Source organism: Azospirillum formosense, assembly GCF_013340925.1.
Classification (GTDB): domain Bacteria; phylum Pseudomonadota; class Alphaproteobacteria; order Azospirillales; family Azospirillaceae; genus Azospirillum; species Azospirillum formosense.
In genome coordinates this window covers 1-11,103 of the sequence record NZ_WHOR01000193.1, presented here as the reverse complement: position 1 = coordinate 11,103, position 11,103 = coordinate 1, and the positions used below count along the sequence as shown (strand labels likewise).

The following is an 11,103-nucleotide window of genomic DNA, read 5'->3' as shown; positions in this document are numbered from 1 at the left end:
TCGCAGGGGAGGGTTAGGGAGGGGGCAACCGTTCGCTGATCAAACCCTCACGGCTGATACGGCGTCACCACCAGCTCGCCCGCGATGATCCTGCGCTCGGCCTCCTCGACGGCCTTTTCCATCTCCGCCGTGACGAGCTTGCGGTTGTTCTCGTCGAGCGCGTAGCCGACGCCCTCCTCCTTCAGCCCGACGACGCGGTGGCCCGCCGTCCAGCTGCCGTCCTTGGCCGACTTCATGCAGTCGTAGACGGTCACGTCCACCCGCTTGACCATCGAGGTCAGGATCTTGCCCGGATGAATCCAGTTCTGGTTGCTGTCCACCCCGACGCCCAGCTTGCCGGCGTCCGCCGCGGCCTGGAGCACGCCCAGCCCGGTCGCCCCGGCCGCCGCGAAGACCACGTCGGCGCCGCGCCCGAACTGGCTCTTGGCCAGCTCCGCCCCGCGGGTGGGGTCGTTCCAGGCGGCGGGGGTGGTGCCGGTCATGTTGGTGAAGACCTCGCCGTCCGCCTTCACATGGCGAACGCCCTGCTCGTAGCCGGTCTGGAAGTTGCGGATCAGCGGGATGTCCATGCCCCCGATGAAGCCGACCTTGCCGCTCTGCGAGGCCAGCGCCGCCAGCATGCCGACGAGGAAGGAGCCCTCATGCTCCTTGAAGGTCACCGACTGGACGTTGGGCAGGTCCAGCTTGTCGTCGATCAGGCAGAATTTCGTGTTGGGATACTCCCGCGACACCTTGTCCACGGCGGCGGACTGGGAGAAGCCGACCGCCGTGATGACGGTGGCGCCGCGCCGCGCCATGTTGCGCAGCGCCTGCTCGCGCTGGCTCTCGCTGGTGACCTCGAACTCGCGGTAGACGATCCCGGTTTCCTTCTTGAAGCGCTCCGCCCCGTTGTAGGCCGCCTCGTTGAAGGACTTGTCGAATTTGCCGCCCTGGTCGAACACCACCGCCGGCATGAACTCGTCCGCCGCCAGGGCGGGCCCCGCGGCGGGAACGGACGCCGCCGTCAGCGACAGGGCCAGGATGGTCAGAATGCGCGTCATCGTCATCGCTCCGCTTCCCCGTTCCGGTGCGCCCGCCTGCCGGGTCGTGGCTTTCAGGATATCCACTCCGCCCGCCCTGCGACAGGGGGATTGCCGCCGCAGGTCACAGGCCGGACGGGACTTCCTCCCGCGCGGCCGGTTGACGGGCCGGTTGACGGAAGGGCGGTGGCCCGCTATCACGCCCGCCATTGCCCGGAGAAGGGGCCCGGCGGAGGGAATCTCATATTGGACGAGGTGATCGGCGTGCATGGTCTGGTGGTTCTGCTGCAGGGCATCGTCCTTGGAATCGCCATCGCCGCCCCCGTCGGTCCCATCGGCCTGCTCTGCATCCGCCGCACGCTCCAGCACGGGCCGCTGATGGGCTTCTTCACCGGCTTCGGCGCGGCCGTGGCCGACACCATCTACGGCGCCATCGCCGCCTTCGGCGTTTCCGCCGCTTTGGACTTCCTGCAGGGGCACGAGATCGCCTTCCAGCTCGTCGGCGGCATCTTCCTGCTTGTCGTCGCGATACGCACCTTCCGCCAGAAGCCCGAGGACGAGGAGCGTGAGGCCGCCAGCGCGCCCGACACGCCGTCCTTTTTCGGCGGTTTCATGACCGGCCTGTCGCTGACCCTGACCAACCCGGCGACCATCATGGCCTTCATCGCCATCTTCGCCGGCTTCGGGCTGGGCGGCAATCTGGGTCGCGTGGACGCCTCCACGCTGGTGGCCGGCGTCTTCATCGGCGCGTCCCTGTGGTGGTTCACCTTGTCCATGGGCGTCGCCGCCGTGCGCCACCGCATTTCCGATCGCGGGCTGACCCGGCTGAACCATTGCACGGGGGTGGCGCTGGCGGCCTTCGGCCTCTGGGCGCTCGGCATGGCCGTCACCGGTATGGCCGGCTGGGCCATGGGCTGATGCTTACGGGCTGAACCCTTAAGGGCTGAGCGGGGCCCCCGCCACGGGAGGATCGCCGTCCGGCCCACGCGACGATTTCTGGGCGCGGCGGATGCCGTGGAAATGGCTGGCGAGCCGGTACAGGTACAGCCCGACCAGGACCACCAGCAGACCCACGGTGAAGTAGCCCACGAGGCTGTGCGCGAAGGGCCAGCGGGACAGCATGTAGCCGGTCCAGGCGAGCAGCAGAGTCCATAGGATCGAGCCGACTCCGGAATAAAGGCAGTAGAGCGGGATCGACATCCGGCAGGCCCCCGCCGGGATCGAGATCAGCGTCCGCACGCCCGGCACCGGCTGGGTCAGGAAGACGGCAATCCCGCCATGCTTTCCGAACCACTCCGTGCTTCGTCGGACCTTCCTGGGGTGAATCGTCAGCCAGTGGCCGTAGCGTTTTAAAAAGGCTTCCAGCCGGTCGCGGCCCATCAGACGGCTGGGCAGGAACCAGACCAGTTGCCCGGCCAGCGAGCCCAACCCACCGGCCAGAGCGACCCCGAGCAAATTGTACTCGCCCTGCGCCGCCGCGATGCCGGCCAATGGAATGACCGATTCCGCAGGGACCGGCGGGATGACCCGCGCCAGGACCAGCAGCAGGAAAATGCCCACGTAATTCATCGTGTGCATCACATCGACCAGCCAATTGGTCAGCCCGTCCGCCATTTCAGCCCATCCAATCTTTTGTCCCTCTGGAACAGGGTTCAGCAGCAGACGGTTCCTGGCACGCCATAGGGGCAAAAGACAGAGTTACCACTTTTTCTTTTCCTGCTTGACCGACATCAAAGCCCAGGCGCCCTGAGTTTTATAAGAATCCCTTCCATACCGGCCCCCCTTGCAGGTCCCAGCCTGTGCGGACCATCCGGGCTTTTATGGCGGAATTCCCAAATGCAGCTTGGCAATCTGAAGATTTCCACCAAGATCCTCTCCATCATCGTTTTCCTGGCCGCGATCTGTGCAGGCGTCACCGCCACGTCGATCGCCGGACTGGACGCGCTGAGCCGCGCCACTGACGAAATCCAGTTGGCCGGCGAAGAAATGAAGCTTGGCGCGCGCATCAACCGTATGGTTGTCGAACTGAATCGCGACGAGTACCGGCTGGCCGCCAATCCCGGCGATCTGGATCAGGTTCTCCCGTCCATCGGCAAGACGCGCGAGGCCGTGAGCGGGCTGCTTTCCAGGGTCAAGGGAACCAGCGATGCGGAACAGAGCCGTATGCTCTCGTCCTTCGAGAGCGCTCTGACGCTCTATTATAGGGAACTTGAGGACACGATCGCCGTTGCTCGCCGGATCAAGGGCGGCAGCGATCTGACGCAAAACCAACGCGACATTCTGGCGTCGGTGGATGCAAGCGCGACCGCCGCGCGGGCACTTCAGAATCTGACCATCGCCTACACCAGCTACACCGACGAAAAGGCGTCGCGGCTGTCGCAGGATGCGTCCGCCCTGGCGGAATCCCGGTCGGTCCAGCTCGTCACCGCCGCCGCCATCGGCATCCTGGCGGGGCTTCTGCTCGGCTGGACGGTATCCCAGTTCGGCATCGTCCGGCCTGTGCAAGCCATTGTCACCTGCCTGCGCGGGCTGGCCGACGGCAAGCTGGACACCGAGGTGTACGGCACCGACCGCAAGGACGAAGTCGGCCAGATTGCCGCCACCGCCGACGTCTTCAAGCGCAACCTGCTCCACAGCCGCGCGATGGAGCGCGAGGCCAAGGAGGCCGAAGCCCGGTCCCAGGAGGAAAAGCGGGCAGCGATGCTCGCGCTGGCCGGCCGCTTCGAGTCGCAGGTCGGCGTCATCGTGAACGACGTCGGCGGCGCCGCGGCGGAGCTTCAGGCCACGGCGGCCCAGCTCGCCTCCGCGGTCGAGGAGGTTGGCGCCCAATGCAACGCCGTGGCCGGCGCATCGGAGGAGGCCAGCGCCAACGTCCAGACCGTCGCCTCGGCGTCGGAGGAAATGTCCGCCTCCATCCACGAACTGGCGGAGCGGGTAAGCCGCGCCGCCGCCCGCTCCAAAGCCGCGGCGGAAGGGGCCAATCTGGCACAGACCCAGCTCGACTCCCTGTCCGCCGCCATCGAGCAGGTGGACCAGATCGTCGCCTCCATCAACGCCGTCGCCTCCCAGACCAACCTGCTGGCCCTGAACGCGACGATCGAGGCCGCCCGCGCCGGGGAAGCCGGCAAGGGCTTCGCCGTGGTGGCGAGCGAGGTGAAGAACCTCGCCAACCAGACCCACGCGATGACGGAGCAGATCGGCAACCAGATCGCCGCGGTGAAGAGCGCCTCCGGCCGGACGGTGGACGCGATGCGCGCCATCATCATACAGGTCGAGGACATCGACCGTTCCACCGCGGAGATGGCCGCCTCCGTGGAGCAGCAGAGCGCGGCGACCGGCGAGATCAGCCGCAACGCCCAGCAGGCCGCCAGCGGCACCGCGGAGGTGTCCGGCAACGTCGCCGGCATCCAGCAGGCGGAGTCGGAAACCAGCGCCGCCACCCACAGCGTGAAGGAGGCGGCCGACCAGCTGGCCGAGCGCGCCTCCAGCCTGAAGCGCGAGGTGGATCAGTTCCTGGCCGAAGTGCGCGCGGCTTAGTTCAGCCGGGCGCCTCCAAAGCCCCTCAGCCCCGGGTGCCGCCCGGCGGCGGGGGCGGCGGGGCGCTTTCCGCCACGGCGGCGCGGCCCGGATCGCGTTTCTGGCATTCCAGCAGGATGTCGCGCGCGATCGGCGCCGCCGCGGTGGACCCGCCGCCGCCATGCTCCACGAACACGGCGCAGGCGTAGCGCGGTGAACTGACCGGCGCGTAGGAGATGAACAGCGCGTGGTCACGCTCCCGCCAGGGCAGGTCCTCGTTCTTCTTCACGCCGGTGCTGCGCTCCGCCATGGTGATGCGGCGGACCTGGGCGGAGCCGGTCTTGCCGGCCATCTCATAGCCGGGTTCGGTGATGCGCGACTTATAGGCGGTGCCGTTCGGCGCGTTGGTCACCTCGTAGAGACCGCGTAGGACGAGGTCGAGATTCTCCTTCTTCACCCCGATCGGCGGCCAGCTCGTCTGCTCGCCCGACAACGCCTTGATCTGCTTGGTCAGGTGGGGCTTCACCGCGAAGCCGCCGTTGGCCAGCCGCGCGGTCATGGCGACGAGCTGCATCGGGGTGGACAGCACGTAGCCCTGCCCGATCGCCGCGATCAGCGTCTCGCCCTGCGCCCATGGCTTGCCCAAGGCGCCCTTCTTCCAATCGATGGAGGGGATCAGGCCCGGCCGCTCGTGCGGCAGGTCCAGCCCGGTCAGCTGCCCCATGTCGAAGCGGTTGGCCATCTCGGCGATGCGGTCGATGCCGATGCGCCGCGACACGTCGTAGAACCACACGTCGCAGGAATGGCGCAGCGCGCCGACGACGTCCACCGTGCCGTGCCCGCCTTTCTTCCAGCAATGGAAACGGTGGTCGCCGAGGTCCATGTGGCCCGGACAGAAGACCGTGTGGTTGCGGCTGATCAGGCCGGACTCCAGCGCCGCCAGGGCAACCACCGGCTTGAAGGTCGAGCCCGGCGGGTACTGACCGGCCACGGCCTTGTTGTTCAGCGGGGTCGCCTGGTTGGACAGCAGCTCCTCCCACAGCTCGGCGCTGATGCCCATGGTGAACTGGTTGGGGTCGTAGCTGGGGTGGGAGCACAGGGCGTAGATGCCGCCGGTGTGCACGTCCATCACCACGCAGGAGGCGCTGACCTCCTGCGCCAGCCGCTGCTGCACGAATTTCTGAAGGCCGATGTCGATGGTCAGCTGGACCTCGCGGCCCGGCTGCCCCTCGTCGCGCGACAGCTCGCGGATGACGCGCCCGACCGCGTTGACCTCGAGCTGGCTGGTGCCCGCCGTGCCGCGCAGCGCCTTCTCGTGATACTTCTCCATCCCCGCCTTGCCGATGCGGAAGCCGGGCAGCGACAGCACGGGGTCGCCGTTCAGCTCCGCCTCCGACACGGCGCCGACATAGCCCAGGATGTGGGCGGTCGCCTCCGCCTCCGGGTAGTGGCGGATCTCGCCGACCTCGATGGCGACGCCCGGCAGGTCGGGCGTGTTCATCTCGATGGTGGCGACCTGTTCCCAGGTCAGGTTCTCGCGCACGGTGACCGGCACGAAGCGGCGCTTGCGGTGCAGCTCGCGCATCACGCGGCGGCGGTCGCCGTCGGTCAGCGGGACGATCTTGGAGATTTTGTCGAGCGTGTCCTGGATGTTGCGCGTGCGCTCCGACACCACGACGACGCGGTAGTTCTGCTGGTTCACGGCCAGCGGCGCGCCGAACCGGTCGACGATGGTGCCGCGCGACGGGGCGACCAGCCGCAGGCTGATGCGGTTCTCCTCCGCCAGCATGGTGAAGCGCGCGGACTCCACCACCTGCAGGTAATAGAGCCGCCCGACCAGAGCAGACAGACCGGCAAGCTTCAACCCGCCCAGCACGGCGGCGCGGCGGGTCAGCAGGCGGTAGCGGTCGGTGTCGCGGTCCATCGCAGTCAAAGGCTCACATCCCCTGCCACATCATCCCTGCCCGTCATCCCTGTCCATCGTCCCTGAGGAACGCGCGATGGACGCGGATCAACGTCCAGGCGATCGCCGGGAAGAAGGCCATGGTCAGCAGCGCCTGGAACAGCGCCGGCCGGAACGGCAGCACCGTCGCCTGGAGCACCGAAAAGGCCAGCCACTGGATGCAGGCCACGCCCATCATGACCAACCCGAAGCCGAACCACATCAGGGCGAAGGTGCTCGACGCCAGCACGCGCCGCTGGCTGGACACCGCCCAATGGACCAGCACCAGCACCAGCGCGTTCACCCCCAGCGGCCCGCCGGTCAGAAGGTCCTGCAGAAGCCCGATCAGGAAGGCGGTGCCCGGCCCCATCAGATCGGGCCGGTGGATCGCCCAATAATAGACGGCGACGGCGGTCAGGAAAGGCGCCACCGACGCATATCCGGGCAGCGGAATCGGCACCATCCCGGCCAGCGCCAGCATGACCGTCACCGCGAAGGGGGCGAGATTCCGCCCCGTCTTGTCCAACCGCTGCCACAAGGTCAGCGTCATTTCGACTCGGATGACGGTTCCGCCTCGCTTCCCGGCAGGCTGAACTCGACCAGTTGCAGGTGTTCCACCCGCGACAGGTCGACGTTCGGCTGCACCCGGACGCCACGTTCACCGGCCGAGGACACCACGCCCACCGGCAGGCCCGGCGGGAACTGCCCACCGTGACCGGAGGTCACCACCCGCTCGCCCACCTGGACCGGCGCTTCCGGCGGCAGGTAGAGGAGACGGGTCTGATCGGAATTGTCGCCCGCCATCACCGCCCGCTGGCGCGAGCGCTCCAGAACCACGGGGATGCGCGTGTTGATGTCGGTCAGCAGGAGGACACGGGCCGACCACTCCCCGACCTCGATCACCCGGCCGACCAGCCCGCTGCCGGCGATGGCCGCCTGCCCCTTGCGCACCCCGTCGCGACGGCCGGCGGTGACCACCAGCGTGCGCAGGAAGGAGCTGCCCGGAGCGGCGATGACCCGCGCCGTGATGAAGGAGGAGGACGGCTCCGGCGTCGCCTTGAGAAGGGAGCGGAGGCTGATGTTCTCCGCCTCCAGCCGCAGCGCCGCCTGCTTCCACTGCAGCAGCCGCGCGTTCTCCGCCTTCAGCCGCTGGTTCTCCTCGAAGGCGTTCTGCACCTCGACCACCGACTCCACGACATGGGCGGCGGTGGCGGCCGGGCGCGAGATCGCATCGAGGATCGGGGCGAATGCGTCGGTCACGCGCGCCCGGGCGCTGTCCACCGACAGCGCGTCGATCCGGCCCACCATCATCAGCGCGATGGAGGCGAGCACCAGCAAAAGAAAGGAGAAGCGCTGGGCGAGCGCCCGCAGCGGAGCGGCAAGGCGCACGACGGAACCGGAATTGCGAGGCTTCACAGGATCATCCCGTCCAGGTACGCGATCCGCCCCCGGCTACGCCGGCGAATGGACGAACCACCGGGGGAACCCAACCGAGCAATACACCAATCAGTAGGCGCTGACCAAGACGTTTCGCAGCGTCTTCATCTCTTCCAGCGCCCGTCCGGTGCCCAGCGCGACGCAGGACAGCGGGTCGTCGGCGATCGACACCGGCAGGCCCGTGGCGTGGCGCAGGACGAAGTCCAGGTTGCCCAGCAGGGCGCCGCCGCCGGTCAGCACGATGCCCTTGTCCACGATGTCCGCGGCCAGTTCCGGCGCCGTGTGCTCCAGCGCGACCTTCACCGCCTCGACGATGGCCGACACCGGCTCCGCCAGGGATTCGGCGATCTGCCGCTCGGAGATGATGAGTTCCTTGGGCACGCCGTTCATCAGGTCGCGGCCCTTGATCTCCAGGATGCGGCCCTCGCCGTCTTCCGGCGGGCAGGCCGAACCGATTTCCTTCTTGATCCGCTCCGCCGAGCCTTCGCCGACCAGCAGGTTGTGGGTGCGGCGGATGTAGCCGATGATGGCCTCGTCCATCTTGTCGCCGCCCACCCGGACCGAGCGGGAATAGACGATGCCGCCCAGCGACAGGACGGCCACCTCGGTGGTGCCGCCGCCGATGTCCACGACCATGGAGCCGGTCGGCTCCGTCACCGGAAGCCCGGCGCCGATCGCGGCGGCCATCGGCTCCTCGATCAGGAAGACGCGGCGGGCGCCGGCGGCCTCCGCCGATTCCTGGATCGCGCGGCGCTCCACGGCGGTGGAGCCCGACGGCACGCAGATGATGACTTGCGGGCTGGCGAAGCTGCGCCGGTTGTGCACCTTGCGGATGAAGTGCTTGATCATCTCCTCGGCGACTTCGAAGTCGGCGATGACGCCGTCGCGGAGGGGGCGGATGGCTTGGATGTTGCCGGGCGTGCGGCCCAGCATCATCTTCGCCTCGTCGCCGACGGCCAGCACCTGCTTCTTGCCGCGGACGTTGGCGATGGCCACGACCGAGGGTTCGTTCAGAACGATGCCGCGGCCCTTGACATAGACCAGGGTGTTGGCCGTCCCCAAATCGATCGCCATGTCGGCGGAAAGCACGCCGAGGAGTTTGGAAAGCATGGACCCGACTAACTCTTCATTGCGGTTGAGACGGCCTTGCCGGCGATGTGCCCGCTCCGATGCGGAGGGCCACGCCCGCCAACGGTTCCATAGACGAATGCCCCTTCGCGCTCAAGCGGAGAGTGCAGCCGGCACGCCTTGCCGAGCCCTGTTGCCGGCGCCCGTGGGGCGGGCGCCGGCGCCGGTCCGGCGCTCTGGTCGATGGGAGGCGGTCCTTGAGGCAAGGCCGGTCCCGGCGGAATGTCCAGTCCCCGAGATGCTGGCGGATCGCCATCATTCGGTGCCCGCCACACTGCCGTGTCAGGGTTAATTTTCCGTCAACAGGAGGAGGAAGCCTCCGGCGTCCGGCCAAACGCCCCGCTCGCGGCGGGGGTATCCTTAGGCTGATTCCCACCCCGCCGCAACGGCTTTGTGTCGGGTTTGAAACCGCCTCGGCACGTCAGCTCCGACGACTGTCGCAGCCCCCGCGGATGCCTCAATGATGATCGGATTTCGCGACGGACGCGGCCTTCATCTTCGCGCCGTGATGGTCCCCTTCCAGGCGATCCATCAGGGCCAGCAGCACGCCCGACACCACGAAGGTCATGTGGACGATGACCATCCACATCAGGTTTTCCTTGCTGGTGTTGTCGATGTTCATGAAGCTCTTCAGCAGGTGGATGCCGGAGATCGCCACGATGGAGGCGATCAGTTTCAGCTTCAGCCCGCCGAAGTCGACCTTGCCCATCCAGTCCGGGCGGTCCTTGTGGTCGGCGACGTCGATCTTCGACACGAAGTTCTCGTATCCCGAAAAGATCACCATCAGCAGCAGATTGCCGGCCAGCGACAGGTCGATCAGGGTCAGCACCGCCAGCAGCACGTCCTTTTCCTGCATCTCCAGCACATGCGGGACGATGTGGAATATCTCCTGGGTGAATTTCACCAGCAGGAGCACCAGCGACACGACGAGCCCCAGATAGAAGGGGGCGAGCAGCCAGCGGCTGGCGAAGATGATCTGTTCGAAACGGCGTTCGATCATGACGGTCGGCGTCCGTGCTTCGTCATAAGGGGTAGGGGCGTCGAACTCTTGCCATTTCGCAGATGCGAAATCAACCGTTCCCATGCGGCGCCCGCTGCGTCGCCCCGCGGCAACGGCACTGGCCTGCCGGGCTGCGAGACTGTAAGGTTTCCGGCCGTCCGCCGCACCCGACAAGGCCAGCCCCATGAAGCACCCCGCCCCGCACATCGTCACCGCGTTCGAAGACGCCATGAAGCGGCTGAAGGCCAGCATCGTGCAGATGGCGGGCGCCGCGGAAACCCAACTGGACGGCGCGCTCGCCTGCCTGACCCAACGCAACCCGGAACAGGCCCGCGCCATCGTCGAGTCCGACGCGCGCCTCGACAGCTACGAGCACGAGATCGAGGCGAACTGCATGCGCATGCTGGTGCTGCGCCAGCCGGTGGCCGACGACCTGCGCGAGGTGATCGCCGCGCTGAAGATCGCCGGCAACCTGGAGCGGGTGGGCGACCACGCCGCCAACACCGCCCGCCGCGCCGTCGCCGTGGCGGAGTTCCCCGAATCCCCGGCGATGAGCACCCTGCCCAACCTGGGCCGTCTGGTGCGCCAGCGCCTGACCACGGCGGTGGACGCCTATGTGGACGGCGACGTCGAGCTGGCGCTGCGCGTCTGGCGCACCGACGACGAGGTGGACGCGCTCTACACCAGCCTGTGCGAGAGCATCAACCAGTCGGCGGCCCGCCTGCCGGAGATGTTCACCGCCCACATGCACCTGCTGTTCATCGCCAAGAGCCTGGAGCGCATCGGCGACCACGCCACCAACATCGCCGAGGTGGTGCATTTCGTGCACACCGGCCGGCCGCTGCTCGACGAGCGGCCGAAGGCGGACCGGTCGCGGGGGGATGTGTGAGCGTGCTGCGGCGCTTGCCCCCCCCCCCCCCCCCCCCCCCCCCGCCGGGGGGGGGGGCGGCCCCCCCCGCGCCCCCGCCCCCCCCCCCCCCCTCCTTTTCAAAACTCCCCGGCCCCCCGAACAAAGGGGACACCTCGCTCCCGCCTCTTCCTCTAAAAAAAAAAAAAAACGC

At 67.8% G+C, this 11,103-nt stretch carries 10 protein-coding genes; 3 read left to right on the top strand and 7 right to left on the bottom strand.

The genetic code is table 11. The features are described 5' to 3' along the window. Positions 1-47 precede the first annotated feature (47 nt). Complete coding sequence (locus GBZ26_RS21005) at positions 48-1,046, bottom strand: BMP family lipoprotein (protein WP_211104876.1); 999 nt, start codon at positions 1,044-1,046, stop codon at positions 48-50. A gap of 159 nt (positions 1,047-1,205) precedes the next feature. On the opposite strand from GBZ26_RS21005, the gene GBZ26_RS21000 reads away from it, so the two are divergent. Next, a complete protein-coding gene (locus GBZ26_RS21000; RefSeq protein ID WP_345772054.1) occupies positions 1,206-1,937 on the top strand; it encodes a LysE family translocator in 732 nt (243 codons plus the stop codon). A gap of 18 nt (positions 1,938-1,955) precedes the next feature. On the opposite strand, the gene GBZ26_RS20995 is transcribed toward GBZ26_RS21000, so the two are convergent. After that, complete coding sequence (locus GBZ26_RS20995; protein WP_174440509.1) at positions 1,956-2,633, bottom strand: DedA family protein; 678 nt, start codon at positions 2,631-2,633, stop codon at positions 1,956-1,958. 222 nt (positions 2,634-2,855) lie between these two features. Between GBZ26_RS20995 and GBZ26_RS20990 the strand changes: the two genes are divergently transcribed. Continuing rightward, positions 2,856-4,556: a methyl-accepting chemotaxis protein gene (locus GBZ26_RS20990; RefSeq protein ID WP_174440508.1), complete on the top strand. Its 1,701-nt coding sequence runs from the start codon at positions 2,856-2,858 to the stop codon at positions 4,554-4,556. Positions 4,557-4,581: 25 nt separating this feature from the next. On the opposite strand, the gene mrdA is transcribed toward GBZ26_RS20990, so the two are convergent. The 5 genes from mrdA to GBZ26_RS20965 form a co-directional block, all read right to left on the bottom strand. Further along, on the bottom strand, positions 4,582-6,459 hold the full coding sequence (mrdA, locus tag GBZ26_RS20985) for a penicillin-binding protein 2 (protein WP_174440507.1): 1,878 nt from the start codon (positions 6,457-6,459) through the stop codon (positions 4,582-4,584). A gap of 43 nt (positions 6,460-6,502) precedes the next feature. Beyond that, positions 6,503-7,027: a rod shape-determining protein MreD gene (mreD, locus tag GBZ26_RS20980; RefSeq protein ID WP_174440506.1), complete on the bottom strand. Its 525-nt coding sequence runs from the start codon at positions 7,025-7,027 to the stop codon at positions 6,503-6,505. Continuing rightward, a complete protein-coding gene (gene mreC, locus GBZ26_RS20975) occupies positions 7,024-7,893 on the bottom strand; it encodes a rod shape-determining protein MreC (protein ID WP_174440505.1) in 870 nt (289 codons plus the stop codon). The genes mreD and mreC overlap by 4 nt, the downstream gene beginning before the upstream one ends. A 90-nt stretch (positions 7,894-7,983) precedes the next feature. Continuing rightward, a complete protein-coding gene (locus GBZ26_RS20970; RefSeq protein WP_014240000.1) occupies positions 7,984-9,024 on the bottom strand; it encodes a rod shape-determining protein in 1,041 nt (346 codons plus the stop codon). A 475-nt stretch (positions 9,025-9,499) separates the two neighbouring features. Continuing rightward, positions 9,500-10,042: a TIGR00645 family protein gene (locus GBZ26_RS20965; protein ID WP_174440504.1), complete on the bottom strand. Its 543-nt coding sequence runs from the start codon at positions 10,040-10,042 to the stop codon at positions 9,500-9,502. Positions 10,043-10,226: 184 nt separating this feature from the next. On the opposite strand from GBZ26_RS20965, the gene phoU reads away from it, so the two are divergent. Continuing rightward, on the top strand, positions 10,227-10,931 hold the full coding sequence (phoU, locus tag GBZ26_RS20960) for a phosphate signaling complex protein PhoU (protein ID WP_174440503.1): 705 nt from the start codon (positions 10,227-10,229) through the stop codon (positions 10,929-10,931). Positions 10,932-11,103: the final 172 nt, after the last annotated feature.